This is a genomic window from Enterococcus sp. LJL120, from assembly GCF_054871765.1.
The window spans coordinates 145,773-169,681 of record NZ_JBTXLV010000006.1 but is presented as its reverse complement, the minus strand read 5'-3'; the positions used below and the strand labels follow the sequence as shown (position 1 = coordinate 169,681).

Sequence of the window (23,909 nt, the reverse complement as noted above, 5' to 3'; positions counted from 1 at the left end):
GTGTTGCATTTGAATATGAAATACTCGTCCAAACTTAACAAAAAGGATCCTCATTGGCAGGGACCGATGGACTAGCATCTTATTTCAATTACTATCGAATTATCTAATCTCCCCCCTATCCCTTAGTTGAACTGTATGCGGCCCGGTGCTCTTCAGGAAAAAATTTTTCGCTGAAGACAAAAAGGGAGCCCATCGGCGGGGACCGATGGGCTAGGACCTATGGGCTAGGATGCTAGTTCAACTTCTATCGAATTAACTAGTCTCCACCTTCTCTCTTAGTTGAACTGTATGCGGCCCGGTACTATTCAGGGAAAAATTTTCCTGAAGACAAAAAGGGAGCCCATCGGCGGGGACCGATGGGCTTAGGAGTAAAAAATGAAAAAGTGTTTTATTGGGTTTGTTTTATTGGGATGAGTTAATAATAACTTGTAAGTGTGAATTTTTTGTGTACTGAGTATTGTAAAAGTTTGAAAAGTTTATTGTGAGTGTATGAAATTTGCGTGAAATTTGTTTCTACGCTTTTCTGACCATTAAAAAGTATAGTAAATCAATTAGTTAAAAAGGAGAATTGGTATGAACTTAATTTCAATTTTTATTGGCCTAATAGTAATGGGCATTTCTGTGATAATAAAGCAAGAGCATTTTTCATTAAATGAGAATCTCAAAAAATACTCAAACTTTGGCGTTATCATTGGATTTATGATAACCATTTTTGGTATTTTAAATTTCTTTTGAGTTTAGCACAGAAATTGATAGGTCAGAATTCCCGCAAATATTGGCTCTTTCTAAGTCTGTTAAGCCCTTTGTTTGTATCATTATATCCTAGATGGATTTTACTTGTTTCATTAACTTCAATTCAACAATAAACATTTTTTAAACAGGAAATTATGTTGCTCCATTTACCAAAAAAAATTTTAAAGAAATTGCTAGAACTAGATTAATTCTATTGTTCTTCACATTGTAGACTAGCAAGGAAATCACCATTTAACTTAGTGTGATAGGAGACTGCAAGATTTATTCAATGCAACGCAATCGGATTATGTCCATTCAACGAAACGCTTTTTTTGTGAATCGAAATATCAACACATTACATTACCATATACCTCAACATATAGTATAGTAAAAGAGTGGCAGTGTCTTATTAGCAAAATCTAAATTGCAAGGAATTTATGTAGTTCTAGCTTTACCAAGTGGCAAAGGAAAGAAACCAGTAGCTCATCAAGAATATGTGGTCAGGTATTCTGAAGATGGCACGCTTGTATTAATCTCAAAAATCAATGTGCGATTCGCTTCAGGAGAACGTGACCCATTTTACAAGACAGTAAAATGGGAAAGTCTGACTCCTAATGGAAGATAATTAATTAAATGAGTGATTCTATCAACTTCCCCAAGAAAAAGAAATTGTATCAGTTAATATCGCTTCATCGACCAGAAAAGGAATTCATTCAAATTTGAAAACTGTAGGGAGAGACTATGGAATTAGGGCATAAAATCATTACTTTTAGGATGGTAAATCATCTTTCACAATTTGAACTTTCCCAGAAAATCGGTGTAGGCGAAAAAGAAATATCTGATTGGGAATTAGGAAACATGTATCCAACTATCCTTCAAATAAAAAAATTGAGTGCTGCATTTGGGATTCCATTACTTGAATTATTGATTGATGATTTGGGAGATATTGAGCTCATTGTCTATCGAACTCCTCTAAAACAATGTTATTGGGTTGCAACCTTTGCTGGAATTATATCCATCTTTAGCTCAGCTATTTTGTATCACCGAATCGGAATTTGGGCATTATGTTTGTCTGTTGGCTGTCTAATCACCCAGTTATTTTCCATATTCAAACTGATGACGCATAGGGGTTCGAAATTGCTTCAAACCTATGGAGCGATACTCAGCTATGTGAACAAGAACGGAATATCTGTTGAAGAGAATCCCTTTCTCAAAAGAAGTGAAAAAATAAACTCCGCTGATCTAATCCTACTTCTCATCACAGCAATTAGTACGGGCTTATTCACCGGAATATTATACTCGATGTTTACCTACTCCTTATAAAAACAGCCCCTTGGTATATCGATCTTAGCAATGATAATTCAGCGTATAAATTGGGGAGTCAGATTCCATTTTTTTTACTCAATCCCCCCTTTTTACACAACGAACTTTTTAATCTTTATAGTAGTGAAAAATCCACCAAGAACAAAATCTTGGTGGATTAAAACTTTTTAGCAGATATAATCTGTCATTAGTGGACTCACGAAATTTTTTTGCAGTAAAAATTTCTCACACAAATTCACCATAAATAGATAAAAGGATTGATTTAACGTATATCTAGATACTGCATAAATTATTTTGCTCGATAATTTTTTTTAAATTTAAGTATGAAGTTGGTTCATAGTCATTAAGCTATTCATTTGACTAAGAGTATACTCTCAAGTGTAAAATCTAGATACTCAAGGAGTAGGAGGAAATTACATGACAAAAAAAGTTACAGCAGGTGGAGATAAATTAGGAGATTTCGCCCCACAGTTTGCAGCATTGAATGATGATGTCTTGTTTGGAGAAGTCTGGTCCAGAGAACAAGAATTATCCGCAAGAGATCGGAGTATTGTCACAGTCTCCGCTTTGATTTCTGCCGGAAATTTTGAACAGCTAACTGTCCATCTGAACAAAGCGAAAGATAATGGTGTTACAAAAGATGAAATTGTTGAAATCATTACTCAGCTAGCATTTTATACAGGCTGGCCCAAAGCATGGTCTGCATTTAACTTAGCGAAAGAAGTCTTTCAATAAACGAGACTCCCAAAAATAATTGAAAATCCTCAAGTCATTGGTTTAGTAGGATGACTTGAGGATTTTTAGTTAAGTAAATATACATCTAATTCAAATTTGAGGCATGAGATTTAGTAAAATACCTCTCTAAAATTTTACTATACTTGTTTTGTCGGATAAATTGTAAATTCATTTACATTGACATCTTCAGGCTGATTAATCGCAAACTCAACCACTCGAGCCACCGCATCAGGGCTGATCCCTACTTGTTCATAATGAGCTTCCATACGTTGTTTGGCTGACTCGTCTGTAATTGTGCTTAATAATTCGGTATTTATCGCTGCTGGATATAGTGTAGCTGTGCGGATATTGGTTCCTTCTTGAGCACTTTCCATTCGGATAACTTCCATTAAATTTTTTACCGCAAACTTCGTAGCGCCATAGATACCTGAGCCCGCAAAAGATTTAAGGCCAGCTACTGAAGAGGTTGTAATAATTTGGCCATGCTTTTGCTTTGTGAAAATCGGCATAACTGCTGCAACGCCATACAAGACGCCCATTAAATTAATATCAACAGTTTTCTTCCAATTTTCAACTTCCAATGCGCTGACCGAAGAAGTTGGCATGATCCCAGCATTATTAAATAAGACATCTAGTCCACTAAATTCAGAAAGCGTAAAATCAATCAGAGCCTGCATGTCCTCCTGTTTTGTCACATCAGTTACTTTATAGATAGCTTGGCCACCATCTCGATTAATTTGTTTGACAATCTCTTTTAGTTTATCTGCTCGCCTAGCAGCCAAAACAACTTTGGCACCACCCTTAGCTAATAATTCTGCGGTTGCTTCTCCGATTCCGGAAGAAGCACCTGTAATGACCACAACTTTGTTTTCAATTGACATAATAAAACCTCCAAAAATTTAATTATCACAAACACTAGCATAAGCTTTAGAGTATACTCTCAGTCAAAAATAATACTCAATATCTTATCAGCTGAGTAAATTTAGACCTACAGTTAGAAAATATCCTGCACTAAAAACTGATATAATTTGATAAATTGTCACTAGTGGATAAAATTGCTGTTTACTGGCCAATGTATGATTCATAAAATAATTCATACATCTGACTAGAGTAATTAAAAAAGAAACGGCGAGAGAAAAAATAAGTAAGTTAGATCGTAAAAAGTTCCTTCCTACAAAACAAGTATCCGCATTTAGAAATAAAAAAATTAGACACCCAATAATGACTGTTAGCAAGAGACATTGCAAAATATAATAAAGCGAATTTTTTAAAATATGCTTCGAAATCGATGTTCTTTCTTTTGAAAAAAGACTTCTAAAAAATTCTAAAATAAAGATTATCCCATGTGGGAGCAATAACATCATACTGTAAAACACTAAGGATATATTTCCTATTATCACAGGAACTCACCCCATTTCATCACGCTTTTTATTTCAATTCCTCATTGGCTTGTTCATTAAAAATTATAGTTTGTATCCTGGTTTTTTATATAACTCAGCCATCTTAGGAACGATTTCTTGATCGTATATGGGCTGCCATTCTCCTTTAGGAATTCCTTCAATGGCTATCGATATTTCATCAGGAGAGCGTTTGGCTATCTCAACTAAATCTTTTTCAAAAGCTAAGGCTAACTCTTTTCTAATCTCCTCTGGGACTTCTGCTGAAATCTTCAAATCAATATGTGGCATCCTTTTTCCTCCTTCCACTTACTTTTTTCATTCGTTTTAGAGAAACTAAGGTTAGTAAACATAAAATGACATTCAAAATAGAATAAGCAAGCGTGATATCCGTAAAGCTGACAACAGAACTAATCCTTCCAGATATAAAGCTAGGCAAAGCTGCGCCACCGTAGGATAGTAAATATATAAAGGACAACACACCTGCTTTTTCCTCTAGCTTTGAATTATCGAGCAAGTTTTGCATGGCACTAGAATAACTAATCCCTTGAGAAATCCCTGCACCTAGTACTGCAACAAAACACAAAATTAATGACTGTATAGTAAAAGAAACTACGAGTAGTCCAACCGAACTGGCATACAAAATTTCGCCAATCTGCTGAGCTCTAGTTCTTGAAAAAAATTGTCCTATTCGAATGCCAATCGGATTAGGAATCATATACATGGAAAGAATAATCGCAGCAAGAAGAGGACTGTTGATATTAAAAATCTCTGCTCCAACTGTCGAGCTATAAGCTTGAAAATAGCCCCCCATTGACCAACTTGTCATGAATACAAAAGCCGCCGGCACAGCATAAGGTTTCGCTTTGTCAGGTATCGATATATTGGGAACTAGGGACTTCAACGCACCTTTTCTTCTTTCGGATAAAGTGTCATTACTAAAGGCTATCCCAACAAGACAAAATACTAGGAAAAATAGGATAATCCAATAGACAAGAGACGCTCCATTAGAATTTAGTTGAACTAAAGCTCCCGATAATAACCCACCGATTCCTAAACCCAGAAAAATTGCCGAGCCAGAAATCGCAGTTACTAAGCTACTCTTTTTAAAAATACCACTTTCTGCGATTAATAAAGACAGGACACTTGAGGCTAGCCCACAAGACAACCCTTGAAAAAAACGGGCAATAATAATTATTACTGGTTGTTCAGCAGCTATTAAAAAAGCTAATCCTATCAATCCTAATGTCAGAGCTGTGAGAGCAACTGGTTTTCTGCCAATACAGTTAGCTAACCTCGATAAAATAATCAATGAGATAATGCAACCAACAAAATAGAAAACAGCAGTTAGTGAAATAAGCGACTTTGTCAAACCAATTTGGACAGTATAAGTTGAATATAAAGGAATCGGACTAGCAGAAGCCGCAAAAAGACCAATTAAAGCTAATGAGGAGAAAAGAAACATGCGATTCATTTTATTTTTGTTTGAGATTTCCATTTTTTTACCTTCTATCAATTAAGTAATAACATTAAAAGCGGACTTGTAATGATTGATGAAATTGTTGTGACAAAGACAATTTTTGAGGCAAATAACACATCAGAGTGATATTGCGCTGCGAGTAAAGCAGTTGTGGTTGCGGCCGGCATTGAAGTAAGGATGACTGCCGTGCCAACTAAAGTTGAAGACAGTCCTAATCCTGAAATAATCAAAAAAGTAATGAAAGGTATCAAGATTAAGCGAACAGCTGAAAACCAAAGAATACTTCTGTTTATTAATCCCTTTAGCGGAATCGTTGCAATAATCGAACCAATCACAATCATAGCGAAAGGCGAAACCACCGCTGAAAGTGATTCAATTGAGGTATCTAAGAATACGGGGAATTGAATTTCTAATAGCCCTCTTATTAAGCCTAAAATCACTGCAATAATCGAAGGATTTTTTACCAATTGAAGACAAACCACTTTCGGTGATTTTTTTTCTTCTGATAACATCGTAATTCCTGCTGACCACATAAAAATTCGGATAGGAATCAGAAAAATGGATGCTAGTATTAAGCCTTCTGCCCCAAACATTGACTGAACTACTGGAAGTCCAGCAAAACCAGCATTATTAATCAAAGTGCCATATCTTAAAATATTTCGTTGATTTTCAGGTGCATAAGAATAGATGAAGCGCCCAATAACAGAGGTAAAAAAACATACTCCAAAAGAAATCAGTAAAGCTAAGAAACCTTCTTTTAAAATATCGACTGTCACTGATTTAAAGGAATCAAATATCATACAAGGCATAATAATCAGTAAGATAAAATCAATGAATTGTTGGCGGTTTTTATCTGTGATAATTCCTAACTTGTAACAGAGAATCCCAACGAAAATATAAATAACCAAACTCAGTTGAATAGTAAGCATTTGAATAAACTGTGCCAATTTTCAGCTCTCCTTTAGTTGTTTCTACACTTCAGCTAAGCAAGCATCAATTGTTTGTCTACCTGATGCCATACGGATTATAGTGTTTTTGGTATTTTCAAATAAAGGGATTTTTGCTAATGCTTCTGCCACATCTCCAATTGAGTTTTCTCCTAACTCACTGGCACCAAATGCAACTTGATTGGTTTTAGGAATTTCTATTAAACGAGAAGGCTGCAAAATTGTGTAGTCAAGCTTAGTATTGGTCATGAGCCAATTATCTGCAAAAAACTTGGCAATATAATAATTTTTCATGCCGAGTATTTCTGGGTCATCCCAGTGTTCCGGCCTTGTCGCAAAAAAACCGCTCAATAGAACAAACCGTTTGATGCCTTTCATTTCTGCTGCTTGCATTGCTTTAACAGCCCCATAGGCTTCTATCTGAAACAAATCTAATCCATTTGAGCCAGCTGTAAAATAAATTATCTCTGCATCGTTAAAAGCATCTGAAATAGTTTCAACTGTTGCATGTAAGTCTAAGTACACAGGAGTCACATTTGGATCATCTATCACTTTACTGATATCTCTAGCTCCTGCATATACGACATGTCCTTCACTGACTAATTCCTGAGTTAGGGCTCGGCCAACTCTGCCTGAACCACCAATGATAAATATTTTCATACTCGATATCCCTCTTTTCATTTCTACTACTTCTATAGGCTAAGCTTGAGAGTGTACTCTCAGTCAAGAGAAAAGCATAAAAAAATTTGGACACTAAGAGTATCCAAATTTTTTATAATTTATGATAGTTTTGGCAATGCGCTTAAAAGAATATCGTCAGTAGTAATCGTTTTATCTTGAGAGAATTCGACATCACGATATTCTTGTGAATTTGTAATGACGACTGGCGTTTGAATAATATAACCAGCTTGCTTAATTTGATCAAAATCTGCTGTAATTAAAAGTTGTCCTTGTGTGACTTGGTCGCCTTGCTTGACATGTGCTTCAAAAAAGTCACCTTTTAATTCAACCGTTTCTAGACCGATATGAATCAATATTTCTGTACCGTTCTCTGATGTAATCCCAATTGCATGTTTTGTTGGGAACAATGTTGTAACGGTTCCGGTAACAGGAGCATAAATTTCGTTTGAAGTCGGTTCAATGGCAACACCTTTACCTAAAATACCTTCTGAGAATACTTGATCCTTTACTTCAGATAGCGGAATAACTTTACCAGCAACTGGACTAAGAATTGTCACTTCTTGATTTGTCATAATAGGTTCTTGAGCATCTGCTTGTTCAACTGAATCTTTTTCATATTTCTTGAATAAAACAACAGTGACTACAGCTGTGACAACAATGGTAATTGTCACCGAAATAAGTATCTGATAAAAGAAGCGCATTGTATCGTCACCAATATACATGACGATGGCAGGTAATCCTGACGAACCAGTCGCAAATCTTCTAGTTCCGGTAATTCCGGCAAATAGTCCACCCAGAGCCCCACCGATACAGCCTGCAATCAATGGATATTTTTTTGGTACGTTCACACCGTATAAGGCTGGTTCAGTAATTCCCATTAAACCAGTAATTCCAGCAGAAGTTGCGATTTGTTTGGTTTTGCTATTTTTAGAAAGTAAGCCAACCATCAATGTCGCTGTTCCTTGACCAACATTCGCAACTAACACACCTGGTCCAAATACAGCATCGTACCCTAATTGCGCCAAAGAAACAAATCCTAATGGCGCTAAGCCATGATGCAACCCAAAGATTACTAATAGAGAATACAAACCACCCATTACCATCGCTGGAGCCCAGCTGACATTATCACTCAACCAAGTGAAGGCAAAAGTAAAGACGGTTCCGATATAATCTCCCGCTGGTCCAATTATGGATAAAGCCAACACACCCATGATTAAAAATAGAATCATCGGCACAAACACAAGCCGTAATGCTTTAGGCACAATTCGATTTAAAAATTTCTCAATTGGCGCTTGGACTAGCACAACTAAAATTACTGGTATAACTGAACTTGTATAACGAACAAGGTATAAGGGCAAAAAGCCAAATAAATCTACTGGCTCACCTGCTGCAACTAATGTTCCCCAAGTTGCATGAACCATAATTCCGGCAACAACGGCTGCTAAATAAGGATTGATTTTCAATTTTTGTGCTGTGGTAAAAGCCAGTAGGATTGGTAAGAAAGCAAAAGTCGCATCTCCAATCATATTAATGATGATATATGTTTGATTCGCTGTATCCACTAAATTAAACGTGACAAGAATAGCTAATAACGCTTTGACCATACCGGCCCCCGCTAAAGCAGGAATGATTGGAGAAAAAATACTAGAAACAAAGTCAGCAACGACATCTAAGGGCTTTTTCTTTTCAGTAGCATTATTTTCTGCACTACCACCTCCAGTAAAACCTTTTTCTTTCATATATTTTTCAACTTCTTCATTCACTTCTCTAACATTCATCCCAATAACAACTTGAAACATCCCGCCATTAATTAACACTTTGGGTACATCTTCTAAAGCTGCAATCGCTTCTTGATTTGCTTTATCGTTGTCTTTTAGTTTAAAACGCAGTCTAGTTTGACAATGATGTAAAGAATCAATATTATCTACGCCACCAACATTATCAACAATTTGTTTTGCTAAATCCTTGTATTGATCACTCATATTCCTGCTCCTTTGTTTACATTGATAGGATAATTTGGATGTTGGCAACTTTGCGCAAAGTTTAACTCCGAATTTTTCTAACCACAGATTAGCATGGTAAATTGTTACATACAAGCGTTTCCAACGAAGTAGGAACAGCGTTTCTCCAAAAGACTGTTGAAAGATAAATTTACGGAACAGAGCGAAACAACAACGGTAAAATTTTCTGCTAAGCTAGATATAGATAAATAAAAGGAGCTGCTTATTATGGAAACTACCTTTCCAAAAGATTTTTTATGGGGTGGCGCAACTGCTGCCAATCAAATTGAAGGTGCTTGGAATCAAGACGATAAAGGACCCTCTACTGCAGATATGATGCGTTTTCGTGATCCTAAGTCATTAAAAGAGTTGAACAATGTTCACGCCAATACTGATATAACGGATGAAATGATTGCAGAGGCACTTGCAAGTACAGACGAAAATAGCTATCCAAAACGCCACGGTATTGATTACTATCATCATTATAAAGAAGACATTGCTCTGTTTGCCGAAATGGGATTTAAAGTTTATCGCTTTTCGATTGCCTGGTCACGAATTTTTCCTAAAGGTGATGAAGTCGAACCAAACGAGAAGGGGCTACAATTTTATGAAAATGTCATTGATGAATGTTTAGCCCAGGGCATCGAGCCAATTATTACTTTATCCCACTATGAGCCACCATTGTATTTTTGCCAAGAATACAATGGCTGGTATAATCGTAAAGCCATTGACTTCTTTATGAATTATGTACGATCTGTTGTCAGTCGTTATAAAGGAAAAGTGAAATACTGGCTGACGTTTAATGAAATTGATAGTATTTTACGCCATTCCTTTATGACCGGCGGCTTAATTGAGTCTCGTTTTCCAAAAGAAGAATTTGAAAATGTTATGTATCAAGCCATGCACCACCAATTTGTCGCAAGTGCCAAAGCCGTTGGACTCATTCATCAAATTGACCCTACAGCAAAAGTTGGTTGTATGACGACCAAATTGACTTACTATCCATTTTCTTGTAAGCCCGAAGATGTTTTAGCCACGCAACAAAAAATGCGTCAAGTCTATGCCTTTTGCGACATTCAAGTCTTTGGTGAATATCCAGCCTTTTTAAAAGCAAAATTTAAGAACAACAATATTCAGATTGATATGACCGAAGAAGATGCTAGAATTTTAAAAGATAATCCAGTTGATTTTGTTTCCTTTAGCTATTATCAAACTTCTTGCGTGGCAGCGGATGCTACTGGCCTAGCATTGACTGCTGGTAATACAACGATTGGAATTAAAAATCCCCATCTGCCAGCTAGTGAATGGGGTTGGCAAATTGATCCATCTGGTCTTCGTCTTTCTTTAGTTGACTTATATGATCGCTACCGAAAACCATTGATGATTGTCGAAAATGGTTTAGGTGCAAAAGATACAGTATTACCTGATGGCATCATTGATGACCAGTACCGAATCGATTACATTAAGGCCCATATTAATGCCATGTATCAAGCAATTACTCAAGATGGTGTGGACTTAATGGGATACACAGCATGGGGTCCCATTGATTTATTGTCGAACTCAACTAGTCAGATGTCCAAACGTTATGGATTTATTTATGTTGATTTGGATGATTATGGCAAAGGGACTTATCAAAGAAGCAAGAAAAAATCTTTCTACTGGTATCAAGAAGTGATTGCAACAAATGGGGCATCTGCACTTGAAAAAAATGAACCAGTTGAAGTAACCGTCTAATAAAATGAGCTGACCAGTCAATTGTCTGGTCAGCTTTGGCTTAATCGGATTCTTCAAAGTTCCCTTCTTGCATATTGATCAAAGAAGCATTGCGGCGATTTTCAAACTTTTTAGAAGTCACAACTTTATGCTCATAGTTCTCCTCAAAGTTTTTTGAAAAACAGACAGCATACAGTAAATTGAAAATATGCATAATCGATTCTTCTGTGGTAAAATTCGAAATTTTACTGTACAGGCGTTCTCTGGAAGAAATGGTTAAAATACAATCAATTTCTTCTCTAAGAAAATTTTTGCCGCCACCAGTAATACCTATTAGATTGACCTTTTGTTCTTTTAAAGTCTTCACAAAGCGCATCGGTTCACGTTCTTCATTGTTCCCAGAATAAGAAAGAATAATACCACAATCGCCTTCTTTCATTGCGGAAGCGTATGTTCCACTTTCATCTGTCAATGCGACTTCCATTAGAATGCCAATACTTGCAAACTTTCGTTTTAAAATAGCGCCTAATAGATTATTGGGACTGATACCAAATAAAACTATATATCGTCTTGCTTGAAGGATTCGTTCAGCTGCTAATTCCAAGCTTTTAACATTCATCTGGTCGGCAGTTTCTCGCAAACTCTCTGTCTGAATGGTCGTAATTTTCTCAATGATATCGGTAATGGTATCTTTTGGCATGAAAGGAAGATTAGGGTCTACTTTAGAATAATGATGCTCTGTATAGTGAACCTCTTCCAAAAAATCTTGTAAGAACTCCTTCCAACCTGAGTAGCCAAGATTTTTTGCATAGCGAAATAAAGTTGTTTTAGAGGTAAATGTTTTTTCAGCAATCTGCTGCATGGAATACTGGCTAACATTTCCTTTTTCTAATAAAAGGAAATCACCAATATATTTCCTGGCATCTTCATGACGGACAGCATCTTCTTCAATTTTTTGAAATAAGTACATCCTAATTCCACCTTTTCCTAGTGAACACTAAAGCCTAGCTCTTAATTGTTCACTTCAAATGTAACTTCAGTATCGCCTGTTGTGGCAAAAAGTTCAACACCAGAAGCAATATGTCCAACAATTTGTAGATTACTAATCACTTCATTATTTTGTTCATAGAAAATCACAAAACTATGGCGAGGAGTCCAGTAGGCAATATCACCAACTTGGTAGCCGCTGGTAGTCGCTTGTGAAGCCGGTAAATCTTCTGCAAAACGATAACACATTTCTCTGGAGTACAAATCCATCATCGGGATTGTCAATGGAAACTGGGATAATAAAGCTTGCGTTGTATCATTATTAAAAAAAATAGCATCCAATTCTTGATCTTGAACTAAAATTTTAACAGAAATCTCTGACATAATTTCTTCCTCCAAACTTTCTCTTGTTGTATTTTCAGTAGTTTCGGTAAAACTGCTACTTTCATTAGGGGTCGCTGAGTCTTGTGAAGAAACACTACCACTCGATTCCACAGTTTCAGTTTCTGTATTGCAGGCTGTTAGCAGTAAAGGGACAAAAAGAATTCCAATTGATACAAATTTATTTTTCATACAAGCCCTCCTTTTAACACTAGGATAAAGTTGAGAGTATACTCTCAGTCAAGGCTTCAGTTGAAATAATTTTAAACCCGTGATAACGTTATAAGAACTTAGAGTTGCTCTAAAGTCTAAAGGAGGTTCTAACCATGATGTATACTGTTGCTGAAACCGCAAAAATTATTAACACATCCCCACATACATTAAGATATTATTCAAACAAAGGATTGCTACCCTTTGTCGAACGAAGCGAAAGTGGTATTCGTTTGTTTAAAGAGGAAGACTTTAAATGGCTTTTTCTGATTGATTGTCTAAAAAATACCGGTATGCCTTTACGAGAAATCAAACAATTTGTGGATTGGGCCATGACTGGGGACGAAACGATTGATGATCGTTTGGCCTTGTTTGAGGAACGAGAAATAGCTGTCAAAGAACAAATTGTGCAAATGGAAGAGTACTTAGCATTTATTCAATATAAAAAGTGGCGCTATCAAGTTTCAAAGGAAGCTGGGACTACCACTATTCATGAGAATATGTCTGAATCAGAAATACCTGCAGACATATTGGCAATAAAAAAACGCTCAGAAGAACTACATCCTTTTCTAGAGTAAATAGGATTAGCTGTATTGGAAAATTTTTATTGACTGAGAGTATACTCTCAAGGATACACTCTCTGTGAATGGAGATGTTATCAACATGAAAAAAGAAGCTTCAGCCCTTTATATTCTTTTTGACGCTTTGGAAACTGTCGCGCGAGACAAAATTTATAAAAATTTTTTCTGGCTCTATCGGCATCGATACATTGAAGACGATTTTGCAGTAATTGGAATTTCACAAGACACTCTAACTCAAAAAGACTATTTTCAACTAATTCAAATGTCAGTATCCTCACTAAAACCAACAAAAAATGAGCTCAATCGATTTTCAAAAAAATTTTACTTTCAAAAAATTTCTGATTCTACTGGCTTTTTGTCGCTAAATTTGAATGCCCAGATGATTGAAGAAGAACTTGAGTTAAATGGAAACCGAATTTTTTTATTGCCTGAATCTCATGTAAATTATTCAACTACCATTCAAACATTGGTTCAGTTTGAGGCTCTTTCTAAAGTTGGTTTTAATCGATTTGTTGTCAAACAAATCACTCCAGAAATACAGACCCTATTCGGAAGTCAAAAAATTAGTGTTAGAAGTAGCAATGATTTGTCGTCTCTTGATTTTACGCAACGGTCGCAATCTATGATTCAATTTGTTTATGCTAAAAACTTTTAAATTCGTTTATTTACTGAGAGAGTCACTCTCAGTCTTTAAATAAGAAAAATGAGAATGGAGGAAATAAAATGTCTAACGAAAAATTAGTTACACCTGTTTTTCCCTTAGGAGAAATATTCGAAAACCCGTATTTCAATGGAGACGTTTATCGCCAGCCATTAGTCCCTCAAAATGATTTAAACTGTCCGACTAGTAATATTACTTTTGCGCCTGGCTGTATAAATAACTGGCATAGTCACGCAGGAGGTCAGATTTTATTGTGCACGAATGGTCGTGGCTGGCATCAAGAAGAAGGTAAACCCGCTCAAGAACTTCATCCAGGTGATGTGGTTCAGATTCCAGCAGATATAAAACATTGGCATGGAGCTGCTAAAGATTCTTGGTTCACCCATATTTCAATTTCAACAAATATTCAAGCTGGTGGAACTGATTGGATGGAACCAGTAGATTTAGATGAGTACAATAAATTGGCTTAAACTAATATACAAAAATCACTCCTAATGTTGAGATATGACGACATTAGGAGTGATTTCTGATCTTGAATTGTCTTAGCAGGCTCATGATGAGTCCACTAATCCTGAATTTACCCACTTCTCTTTTCATTTATTGAACATAAAAAAACACTGCCAGCTGATTCAAGTTGGCAGTGAAAAATTGATTACTATCTAAGTAGAAGAAATCTGTCGTTAGTGGATTAACCCTAATCGATTTAAGCATTGATTCTGTTAAATCGTAAAGTTATCGAATCCCCAAGAAAAATATTGTACAATTGTTCACTGGTAGAAAAAGGTGAAATTTATTACACAACCAAGTAGCCCGCCAACCATTGGTTTGACGAACTACTTGGACTAATCGATATTTTCATGAATGATAGTTATTTTCTTGGAATTTTAGCCGACGTAAGGTGTAAAAACAAGCAATTAATAATGGTAATGCTGCTAATAACCAGGCAAGGGGGTTAGCTAATACCAGTCCAAAAAAGCCAAACTGTTTCGATAAAACAAAAGCGGCAAGGAATCGACTAAGTAATTCCATTGCTCCAGAGACAGTAGGAATGAAGCTTTTTCCAAGCCCTTGCAAAGTAAAACGACAAATAAAAAGAATTGCCAGCAACCAATAACTTAATCCGTTAACCTGTAAGACTTGGGCACCAAGTTTAATAACTTCTAGTTCAGATTGGTTAACAAAAATTCTCATTAAATTACTAGCCGCAAACCAGTTTATAGCACCCATCAACACAGCTATTCCAAGTGAAATCAGAAAAACGCGCTTAAAGGCGTATAGAATACGGTTGACTTTCTTTGCTCCTAAATTTTGACCAGCAAAAGTAGCAAGTGCTGTTCCTAAAGCTTGAACTGGCATAGAAGAGAAAAATTCAATTTTTCCGGCTGCTGTAAAAGCAGCCACCGCTGCGGTTCCTAATAAATTTAAAAAATACTGGATTGCGACTTGTCCCAAACCAATAATTGAGTATTGAAAACCCATTGGAATTCCTAAAGCTAATTGCTTTTTGACTTCATGTTTATTAATTTTGAAATGTTCCTTGGAAAGTTGAAGTAAAGGAAATCGGAATTTGATATAGATCATACACCCAATTGAAGCCATAGCTTGTGCCATAACAGTTGCAATCGCAACTCCTTTTACACCTAAAGGTATTATTTGAACAAAAAACCAATCAAGAAAAATATTTAATATGCAAGCTATAATCAAAAAATAGAGAGGCGTTCGACTATCTCCAAGCCCCCTCAGTACGTTACTCAATAAATTGAAAGCAAAAGAAGCAATTGTCCCTAAATAAATAATTGACAGGTACTGATAGGACAAATCAAAGATTTCACTTGGCGTACGCATAAATACTAATAGTGGACGAATCGCTGCAAAACTGACAACTGTTAAAATAAGCACGATTAAAGCACTTATTACAAGACTAGTACCGAAGCCCTGTTTTACCTTCTCGTGATCTTTACTTCCGAAATGCTGCGATATAATGATGGAAAACCCAGCACCACAGCCTTGGCTAAAACCAAGCACGATAAACATTAGACTTCCTGTTGCCCCAACAGCTGCGAGTTCGTTAACTCCCAAAAATTTCCCAACGATTATTGTATCTGCAATATTATAGAATTGTTGAAATAGATTTCCAATAAGGATCGGAATTGTAAACCAAAAAACTTTTTTTATTGGATTACCATAAGTCAAATCTGTCTCCATAACAATCACCCTTAAACAATTATATCATCATTCATCGCGCATATTTAGTTGATGGTGACAATGTAACCCATGAAATGTGAATAGAATTTTTATCACTTACTATTTTCAAAAAAATCACTAAATCCTTAGTTTATCTACTGCTCTTTTTATTTATAGCGAATAAAAATTGCTACACACTGAAGTAAATTGGTAGTGAGGTTTGAAGTCAATGAAATCCATCGTTAATGGACTCATAAAAAGTTTTGTTGTTTATGAAAAGTATTTTCCAGGAGTAACACAGGTATGAACGGAATAATTCAAATTTATTCTTGATTAGTATCTTTTTTTAATGAGATTGGCACCAATAAATCAAGTTGCAGATGCTCTTTATTTGCACTTTCAATGTGGTTGATGGCATTGAGCGTTTCTTCTAGTGCAGGGTCGGCCTCTTTAGAAAGAGGTATAACTCTTGAGCTATAATCAAATTCATATTCCCCGTTGGTGAGCACCCATTGCCATAAATTTTCCCACTCATGAAAATCACCAAACTTAATCATTTTAGCCCCATATAATCCACCTTGAAAATGCTTTTTTACATACGGTGGATTCACCGCCATTTCCTTTGGTATTGATACCCACATTTCATAACCTTTGGATATGTTCTCATCACCAGCTGGATTGTTAAAGCCAAATAAACGAAAATCTGGTTTATTTTCTTTCAACTGGTTTTCTGTGATGAATTTCTGAATTTCTAGTCCTACAGCTTCTTCTCTATTTTGACCCTCTAGGTGAAAAGCTGCAACTGTCATCGGTGGAACATAAATAATCCGTAAATCTTTAATACTCTCAATCGTTTTATTTGCTTCGTCAATAGTCGCCAATGGCAAGCTCTCCTTTCTTTTCAATGTTTGAGTGGAGATTTCCTCAATTAGATTTATCACTTGAGTATCATCAAAGTTATTTATTTCGGTATGTTCAAAAGAAAGTTTTTTCAATTCATCCACAACTATCCTTAAGGCGTGCCGGATAGTTTTTAGTGCAATCATCTCGCTATCAATACCAACTATCGCCTGCTCCAAAATACTAAAAATCTTCTCGCTATTTTTAGATTCTAGAATAATCTGAATCTCCTTTAAAGGAATGCGCAACTTACGAAAAATCAATATTTGCTGTAGGATAATTAAATTCTCAGTATCATACATACGATAAGCATAATCTGGGATTTTTTGACTTTGAATCAATCCTAGCTCTTCATAATATCTCAGTGTTCTTGTAGAAATTTCATACTCCTTTGACACTTGTGTGATTGTCTTTAACCCCATGATGTTCTCCTTTCTATCTCCATGATAAACTGCGACACGACGTTAAAGTCAAGTCTTTCTATAGGGAAAGCATGGTTACTTTTTGTTTGCTAAAGTTGAATGATTTATTGAGTTAGAAAATTCTGAGTTTATCCACTACTCTTTTCATTTATTGAACATAAAAAACCACTGCCAGTTGATTCAATTTGACAGTGAAAATTGGATTACTATCTGAGTAACTGAAATGCTTCGTTTGTCAGCTATATCCTAAGTCGCTACTCATGAATTCTCAAGGAAACAATTTGTTTAACATCTTTGACTGTGCTTTCACTTTGAATTTTTAACGGCAATGACTTTCCATTATGACCAACCTTAGCAATTTTATAGATTTCTTGAGTCTCATTGGAAAGTGTCGGTAAAAGCGTCTCTGCCTCTGCTAACTCCTTATGATTTAAAGGTAGCAAGGCTAAAACATATCCGTCTTGAGGATAGAGGGTACAAATAGAACGGCCCTTTTTCTGATATTTAATATTCCAGCCTTTCCAAATCCCCTGGTCCATAGAACAACCGCTGTAAGCTTTTTTCGCTTTTATTTTATAAGTATCTTGTAAATAGTGGTCTAATTCTTCAAACAGCGGATTATTGATAAAATTCTTAACTTGCAGCGGCGTTGGTTCAATATCTCTGGTATATTTTTCACTCCATAACATTTATATCTATCCTCTCTTTGTGTAAACTGCTCAACAGCATCGCACGTTCGACTAAGTTTCTCTAAACACTGTTTTATCAGATTTTTATTATGGTGGTTAGTTGTCAACATTTTTGCAGAAAGTTTGGCGTCGGTTGCGTCTCATATCCTTATCTAAGGGCTGACTTCCCCACAGCACAAACTCATTTTACAAATAACAAAAACTACCAGTTAATTATGCCCTAATTTTGTTAATGTCATCTGTAATAATCCAATCATCCATATTTTTTTCTCGATTATACGTAAAAGGTTCGATTGCTTCAAGCTGTTCAATTTTGTATACTGCGAGATATTTTTTGCCAGCCCAGCGTTCATATTGTTTTTTTGATAGATTTAACTGATCCTGATATTTTTCAACAAATTGAATCGATTCTTCCTTAGCCATTTTTGGCGACTCGACAACTTCTGCAATGACTCCACGATATCCAATCGTCAAATCCCCGCCGGTTTCTACAAAATAAACTGCATCACCAACTTTCGCTCTGCCGCCTAATGGTGATTTTTTGCCAGCTGCTCCACGAATAATCAGCGTCTTAGTTCCATTCAACAGTTTTTCTAACTCTTTCCCCTCTTTATTCAAATAGACTAAGTGTTCTGCTTTCCCTTCTTTTCCTTCGTACCATTCAACTTTGGTCATCAATATTTCTCCTTATAGAATATTATTATGTGATTACAACTAAGTCTCTTTAATTTTATCAGAAGCAGAGGCATAATTCTTCATTTTAAAGAATTATATGGAGGAAACTTGGATTCTTATTTTTAAAAGACTTTTTTAATTGTAAACTGCCCCTTTTTACAAGCAAAAACGGCAAGCAGTTTTTTAAACTTGCTCACCGTTACATGTCTAGTTATTTATTCTAATAAAGCACAAAGCTGTTTTAGAAACTTTTCTTGCGTTTTTTACTTAGCAATACAACTATCACCACTAGCTGAAGCAAGATAATTCCCCCGATTAAAAACAGCCACCAAGGAATCTGAGTCTCTTCAATCATCACATCACTATTATTCAATTGCTTGGCAGTCTCCCGATTGACAGTAAAAGTCGGACTGGCTTCCCAGCTATTTTCATTAGCTGTTGCAACTAGGTGGACTGTGTAATCACCATTTTTAAATTCGACATCCTCCAAGGGGAGACTGTAATTAAAATGAGAATACGGGGCCACACTCATGCCCTGTTTACTACCTGTCAAAAACTGCTCAGTATTGACGACGACTTCATGATCAATTTGCAGATTGTGGAGATAGGTTCCGCTAGTATTTTCCAGGGTCAACTCAATTTGATTACGGCCATTTTCTGTCTTGGGCTTGGCTGCTAAAATTTCTAAGTTTGGTACGACAGTTTCTTGATTATTTCTCAGTAAAAGAGCCGTTTCCCTCGAAAAAATATTTTGAATCCCGGTCGTCGCCTGACCATCCGGTATTTGTTCGAAATAAAATCCGCCGGCTAAAACACCGCTAAAATTTTCTTCAGGCATGGTAATTTCAGCCGTTATGGTCCGAGCTTCATTGGGAGCCAATTGAATTTCATCTCCATCAAAGTGCACCAAATCTTCGATATCGGTTCCTAAGGCCTCAAGAGTATCCGTATGTTTCCCAGAATATTCCACAACACCTTGGCTGTTGGTGATAGCTCGATTAAAAGATGAATGGAGCTTTAAGGGCTGCTCCGTTGTATTTTTAAGATCAATTGTGATCACTTCATTTGCTGATGGCGCCAGCTCTAAATTTAAATACGTTTGCTGAGGATCAATCTGACTTGTCGGCTGATTGACCGTCACTTCAAACACATTTAATGAAGCAGCCTTCACTTCGCCTTTAACCAAAAATAACGAAAGTACCATAACCAACATTGCCAACCCTTTTTTTACTACAACATCCTCTTTTCCTTTATTTATTCAACTGTGCTAGGGGATTCCGAAAAAATCCAATTTAAGGTGGTCCCATACTGAGTTGCACTTTTTTCAATATTAGCAGGAACAGCTAAATCAAATCCAGCTAAAGCTAGACTTGTTTCACCTTTTCCTTCTCCAGCTGCGGCCTCCAAAATAATTAAATCTTCATTGATTGTGAGGGCATGGTTCTGATTTTCTTGTTCTGCTCCGCTCAGTTGCTGACCAATATTATTGTAAATTGAGCCCGTGCGAATTGTTAACGCAGCATTTTCTAGAGACTGACTGTCAGCATTTTGAAATTGTGCAAGTTGATTAACTTTGACATGCCAGCCAGTTGGCGTTTCCCGATTATCACTAACGGCTACACCGCCTGTTGTGGTAGAACCGTCTTGATTTGTCGCTGTTAAATTTTCACCTGTGCGGTTTGCAATGTTTGGCTACCAAAGTCAATATTTGTCGGCAATTGTGTTGTTCCACTCTCAGGATCAGCCGGATCAAAGTTGATCCCGCCGTCTGTATAGCGGACCACTGCTTCCGTGTCAGTATCCGCATAAGCTACAGCAGGCAAAGCCACGCTAACCGCTCCGATGAGACTTAATAAAAACCACTTATTTACTTTCATTTCTTTCGCTCCTAAAATTTATTTTAATTTATCGTAATCACTTGTTTTATGAGGTTGGTGTTTCTGATAATGTCCAGACAAGTGTTGTTTCATAACTAGTGGCATTTCTTGGAGTGTTTTTAGGAATAAAAAGTTCGGCTCGGACCAAAGGAATTGTGACTGTTCCTATAGAATTAATTTCTTTAACAGAAAAAAGAGTCTGTTGCTCGTTAGGTTGGATTGTCAGCCCATTTTCAAAATGATGAATAATGTTGCCGTCAGAAAAATCCGTTATGACCGGACCACCGTACAGTGTCATCCTAGTATTTCTGAGCTGATTTTCCGACGTATCACTCCAATTATTTATCTGACTGACTTTCATACTCCAGTCTTTTGTGATAGTTCGCGTATCCTCCACCTGAAAGGCTCCCAAGCCTTCAGTAATATGAAAAGTCTCGTCGGCGATTGTTTGAATAGGGTGGGAACCAAAATCAAATCGTGTCGGCAACAATTCTTGTGCAAGTTCAAACCTTTCTCCTAAATAATAAATAGATGAAATTCCTGAGCTGTTTTTCAAAATGTCGATATCCAACACTTGCGATTTCACAACCGTTCCGAAAAATTCAGCATCCAAATCTACCGCAGCATTTGGCAGGGCCGCAATTTCTGTACTCATTGTCACCGTCGTATCTCCCAGCAAAGAAGCATCGGCCAATACCCCAACTAACGAACCGCCAAGTTCTAATAATGGCAGTACTGCGGCAATGGCTCCCGTCAATGCTAATTTGACTGGTGCCAATGCTGTATTGATTAAAAGAGCAACAGTGTTTGACACCAAGCCGCTGCCTTCAGCAGATAAAGCACCGACAGCACTGGAAAGATTTTGTAATATCCCCTTTAAATTGTCCGCTAAAATTTTGCCAATACCATTGTCCAAATTGACACTCATTACTTGATTATTTTGGCTGAGGGTCAATGGCTCAGTGAAGCTTTGATTTGGTAAACTTTCCAGACTATCCAAAAGCCCCAGCTGTTGATAAACCTCATCGAGATTTAAATTGACCCCGACTAAGGTGCCAAAAACACCATTGACAATATCTACTAAAACTTTTAATAAGTTATCAATTGCCGAAAAAAGATTCGTCAGTAAACTAATATTCCGTAAGTCCACTGTTAAATTTGTTTCAATCACAGCATTCCCCAATGGACTTACTTCCCCTGCTAAATTAGCGGGGATTACCAAAACAGCCGTCTTAGGTCCAGTCAAAAGTGTTGAAATATTTCCAAGGCCGCCACCACGAATTTGAAAGGTCACCTCCCTTGTTGAGGTTGTCGGCCATCGGTTGTCACTAGTTGTCTGACTGCTATTATCAGTGTTAACGTTTGCAAGAATTTCAATATCCGCAATCGCGGCTTCTGCCCGCCCCACGAAAAACAGTTGAGCAAAGATGGCCCCCAAAATGCTGAAAATCATCAAGCTGATTGCATAAAGCCTTTTTCTTTTGGAGGAAAAAATTTTTTCAAATCGCTGTTGAGTTTCCATGAGCGCCACCTTTGCATAACTGTTGTTTTTTTACACATCAAATTTAAAACATTTTGCTTTTATGAACAAAATTAATGCCTTTCTTTTATTAATTTTCTTTTTAAGATATTATTTCAAAGGACTGAGAGGAGCCGAAACCTCCACTTTATACACTATTTTTTTACGATAGTAAAATAATTCTTCATTTTTTTTGATTTTTTAAACAAAAATGAGCTAAGTTGTTCGCATAATAAGTTCGTCGATGACGAGATAATTTTTTACTAGAATGAGAGCAATTTTATTCATTGCTTGTCATAGACTTCAATGGATGGTGAAGTTTACCGATGAAAAATCTAGATTCCCTCTCATCTATTAGTCTTAATTCAAGATTTAGTTAGCAAAAAAAGCCCACCTATTTGGCGAGCTAAAATGAAAAAATTATTCTAGGCTATTAATAGTGGACTAAAAAGGTAGCTGATTTTGTAAATCCTTTTGCCTGAGTACAGGTAAAGGACTAAAAACTAAACAACTTGAAAATCAAATTGTGAGTAAGAATAATTTTGCTGAAGGCAGATTATTTTAAAGACTGCCACATTTTTTTGAGTTCCATTATTGTCTACTGGATCATCAATCCAATAATAAATCAAAGCTTTTCATCATTTTCCTTGGGCTAAAAACTCCTCTGCATTCAATACAACCTTTTGCCCTAACCTTGCTTTCGCTTGGAAAGTCATACCGGCATGTTTTTTTCCAGTAAAAACATTGGGAAAGTCACTAACTTCTTTACCTAAACCCTCTATCGTATCGCTCAGCCCGTAATTATTAGGATTTTTCAACCAATCCTTTAAAGCAGACATCTCATGGGCAGGTGAACCAGAAACATTCATAAATAATTTGCCAGAGCCAAACAACTCGAATTCTTTTTTGCCAATTAGACAGACATTTTTGTTGAGACAAGTGATTAACACATCAACCTCTTGTAACAGCTCAGCCAATGGTAAATAAGTGCAACTTAGCTCTTTTTCAATCTCTGGTTTGCGGCTACGACTGTAATAGAAGAGTTTTGCTTGAAAAAAATGCAGCGTATTAGTAATTAGACTGCCCAGTGTCCCCATACCGACAATTCCAATTTTTAAACCGGTCAATTCTAAAACTTCGTTTTTCCACTGAGGGCGGTCACGTCCTTGTAAAAATTTAATCAATTCACTCACCACGTACTCTCTGACACCTTCATCGCCATAATCTCTAACCCCTTTGACGATAATGCCATGTTTTTCAGCAGTCAAAATGTCAACATTGGCACTTGCTGGCGCATAGAGACTGCAACACATGCCGATATATTGGATATTGGGACAATGTTCAATAACATTGCCTGAAATTTCCGTTGAAAAACTGACGAAAACACCATCTGCCTTGCCAATTCGCGAAATAATTTCATTATCATTTTCAGGTTAGTTATTATAAAAAATACTTTCAACAGCTAGTTCTTTTAATCGACTCTCATCTTCGGGTAAAAGTCGCGTGGGTTCAATCGCAACAAGTTTCTGAAATTTCTTGTTCATCTTTTTCCTCCTAAGTCATTTATCAAGCAATGACAACAGATCTACTTTAACTAGCAATCCATATGGCCAGACTCGCCATAATTTTAATAAGACTTGGATACAAACTCAGCCCTTTTAGCCACAATCAATATAAACCGACACACATCTTGACCTTATTTTAAACAATATGAGCTTAGAATTTTCTATATCGCTCTTACCTAGAATCTTTGTATTTTTCCCTACTTGGTAGAAGGATGCTTTCACTGATTCAGCAGACGGCTATAATTAGAAA

At 36.5% G+C, this 23,909-nt stretch carries 24 protein-coding genes; 7 read left to right on the top strand and 17 right to left on the bottom strand.

Annotation, left to right across the window (positions count from 1 at the left end):
* Positions 1-573 precede the first annotated feature (573 nt).
* From ACYSNU_RS11475 to ACYSNU_RS11465, 3 genes are all read left to right on the top strand, one after another.
* The gene (locus tag ACYSNU_RS11475; RefSeq protein WP_461737344.1) at positions 574-735 is read left to right on the top strand and encodes a hypothetical protein; all 162 of its coding nucleotides are present in this window, start codon (positions 574-576) and stop codon (positions 733-735) included.
* Between the two features lie 738 nt (positions 736-1,473).
* Positions 1,474-2,055 carry a helix-turn-helix domain-containing protein gene (locus ACYSNU_RS11470; RefSeq protein WP_461737343.1) on the top strand — a complete coding sequence of 194 codons (582 nt, stop codon included), beginning with the start codon at positions 1,474-1,476 and terminating at the stop codon, positions 2,053-2,055.
* 417 nt (positions 2,056-2,472) lie between these two features.
* Positions 2,473-2,790 (top strand): carboxymuconolactone decarboxylase family protein, encoded by a 318-nt coding sequence (locus ACYSNU_RS11465; protein WP_461737342.1) that lies wholly within the window; start codon positions 2,473-2,475, stop codon positions 2,788-2,790.
* Between the two features lie 137 nt (positions 2,791-2,927).
* Here the strand turns inward: ACYSNU_RS11465 and ACYSNU_RS11460 are convergent, their stop codons facing one another.
* The 6 genes from ACYSNU_RS11460 to ACYSNU_RS11435 form a co-directional block, all read right to left on the bottom strand.
* Positions 2,928-3,671, bottom strand: a complete 744-nt coding sequence (locus ACYSNU_RS11460) for an SDR family oxidoreductase (protein WP_461737341.1) — start codon at positions 3,669-3,671, stop codon at positions 2,928-2,930.
* 582 nt (positions 3,672-4,253) lie between these two features.
* Complete coding sequence (locus ACYSNU_RS11455) at positions 4,254-4,478, bottom strand: tautomerase family protein (protein ID WP_461737340.1); 225 nt, start codon at positions 4,476-4,478, stop codon at positions 4,254-4,256.
* On the bottom strand, positions 4,465-5,685 hold the full coding sequence (locus ACYSNU_RS11450; RefSeq protein WP_461737339.1) for an MFS transporter: 1,221 nt from the start codon (positions 5,683-5,685) through the stop codon (positions 4,465-4,467). The genes ACYSNU_RS11455 and ACYSNU_RS11450 overlap by 14 nt, the downstream gene beginning before the upstream one ends.
* Positions 5,686-5,699: 14 nt before the next feature.
* A complete protein-coding gene (locus ACYSNU_RS11445) occupies positions 5,700-6,614 on the bottom strand; it encodes an AEC family transporter (RefSeq protein WP_461737338.1) in 915 nt (304 codons plus the stop codon).
* A 24-nt stretch (positions 6,615-6,638) separates the two neighbouring features.
* Positions 6,639-7,274 (bottom strand): NAD(P)-binding oxidoreductase, encoded by a 636-nt coding sequence (locus tag ACYSNU_RS11440; RefSeq protein ID WP_461737337.1) that lies wholly within the window; start codon positions 7,272-7,274, stop codon positions 6,639-6,641.
* 119 nt (positions 7,275-7,393) lie between these two features.
* Positions 7,394-9,277: a beta-glucoside-specific PTS transporter subunit IIABC gene (locus ACYSNU_RS11435; protein WP_461737336.1), complete on the bottom strand. Its 1,884-nt coding sequence runs from the start codon at positions 9,275-9,277 to the stop codon at positions 7,394-7,396.
* A gap of 246 nt (positions 9,278-9,523) precedes the next feature.
* Between ACYSNU_RS11435 and ACYSNU_RS11430 the strand changes: the two genes are divergently transcribed.
* Positions 9,524-11,029 carry a glycoside hydrolase family 1 protein gene (locus tag ACYSNU_RS11430; protein WP_461737335.1) on the top strand — a complete coding sequence of 502 codons (1,506 nt, stop codon included), beginning with the start codon at positions 9,524-9,526 and terminating at the stop codon, positions 11,027-11,029.
* A 40-nt stretch (positions 11,030-11,069) separates the two neighbouring features.
* On the opposite strand, the gene ACYSNU_RS11425 is transcribed toward ACYSNU_RS11430, so the two are convergent.
* A complete protein-coding gene (locus ACYSNU_RS11425; RefSeq protein WP_461737334.1) occupies positions 11,070-11,978 on the bottom strand; it encodes a MurR/RpiR family transcriptional regulator in 909 nt (302 codons plus the stop codon).
* Between the two features lie 41 nt (positions 11,979-12,019).
* Entirely contained in the window at positions 12,020-12,568 is a 549-nt protein-coding gene (locus tag ACYSNU_RS11420; RefSeq protein ID WP_461737333.1) for a cyclophilin-like fold protein, read from the bottom strand.
* 134 nt (positions 12,569-12,702) lie between these two features.
* On the opposite strand from ACYSNU_RS11420, the gene ACYSNU_RS11415 reads away from it, so the two are divergent.
* The 3 genes from ACYSNU_RS11415 (at position 12,703) to ACYSNU_RS11405 (ending at position 14,298) form a co-directional block, all read left to right on the top strand.
* Positions 12,703-13,164, top strand: coding sequence for a MerR family transcriptional regulator (locus ACYSNU_RS11415; protein WP_461737332.1), 462 nt, complete (start codon positions 12,703-12,705; stop codon positions 13,162-13,164).
* 85 nt (positions 13,165-13,249) lie between these two features.
* Complete coding sequence (locus tag ACYSNU_RS11410; RefSeq protein WP_461737331.1) at positions 13,250-13,822, top strand: hypothetical protein; 573 nt, start codon at positions 13,250-13,252, stop codon at positions 13,820-13,822.
* A gap of 68 nt (positions 13,823-13,890) precedes the next feature.
* The gene (locus tag ACYSNU_RS11405; RefSeq protein WP_461737330.1) at positions 13,891-14,298 is read left to right on the top strand and encodes a cupin domain-containing protein; all 408 of its coding nucleotides are present in this window, start codon (positions 13,891-13,893) and stop codon (positions 14,296-14,298) included.
* A 385-nt stretch (positions 14,299-14,683) separates the two neighbouring features.
* Here the strand turns inward: ACYSNU_RS11405 and ACYSNU_RS11400 are convergent, their stop codons facing one another.
* The 9 genes from ACYSNU_RS11400 to ACYSNU_RS11360 form a co-directional block, all read right to left on the bottom strand.
* Positions 14,684-16,033 (bottom strand): MATE family efflux transporter, encoded by a 1,350-nt coding sequence (locus tag ACYSNU_RS11400; protein WP_461737329.1) that lies wholly within the window; start codon positions 16,031-16,033, stop codon positions 14,684-14,686.
* Positions 16,034-16,335: 302 nt separating this feature from the next.
* Positions 16,336-17,334 (bottom strand): effector binding domain-containing protein, encoded by a 999-nt coding sequence (locus ACYSNU_RS11395; RefSeq protein WP_461737328.1) that lies wholly within the window; start codon positions 17,332-17,334, stop codon positions 16,336-16,338.
* Positions 17,335-17,588: 254 nt separating this feature from the next.
* The gene (locus ACYSNU_RS11390) at positions 17,589-18,023 is read right to left on the bottom strand and encodes a DUF3788 domain-containing protein (RefSeq protein ID WP_461737327.1); all 435 of its coding nucleotides are present in this window, start codon (positions 18,021-18,023) and stop codon (positions 17,589-17,591) included.
* A gap of 213 nt (positions 18,024-18,236) precedes the next feature.
* Entirely contained in the window at positions 18,237-18,698 is a 462-nt protein-coding gene (locus tag ACYSNU_RS11385; RefSeq protein WP_461737326.1) for a hypothetical protein, read from the bottom strand.
* A gap of 241 nt (positions 18,699-18,939) precedes the next feature.
* Positions 18,940-19,911, bottom strand: a complete 972-nt coding sequence (locus ACYSNU_RS11380; RefSeq protein ID WP_461737324.1) for a DUF916 and DUF3324 domain-containing protein — start codon at positions 19,909-19,911, stop codon at positions 18,940-18,942.
* A gap of 41 nt (positions 19,912-19,952) precedes the next feature.
* A complete protein-coding gene (locus tag ACYSNU_RS11375; protein WP_461737489.1) occupies positions 19,953-20,384 on the bottom strand; it encodes a WxL domain-containing protein in 432 nt (143 codons plus the stop codon).
* A complete protein-coding gene (locus tag ACYSNU_RS11370) occupies positions 20,357-20,575 on the bottom strand; it encodes a hypothetical protein (RefSeq protein ID WP_461737323.1) in 219 nt (72 codons plus the stop codon). Before ACYSNU_RS11370 ends, ACYSNU_RS11375 begins: the two co-directional genes overlap by 28 nt.
* A 46-nt stretch (positions 20,576-20,621) precedes the next feature.
* Complete coding sequence (locus ACYSNU_RS11365; RefSeq protein ID WP_461737321.1) at positions 20,622-22,097, bottom strand: adhesive domain-containing protein; 1,476 nt, start codon at positions 22,095-22,097, stop codon at positions 20,622-20,624.
* A gap of 635 nt (positions 22,098-22,732) precedes the next feature.
* Positions 22,733-23,506, bottom strand: coding sequence for an NAD(P)-dependent oxidoreductase (locus ACYSNU_RS11360; protein WP_461737488.1), 774 nt, complete (start codon positions 23,504-23,506; stop codon positions 22,733-22,735).
* Positions 23,507-23,909 lie beyond the last annotated feature (403 nt).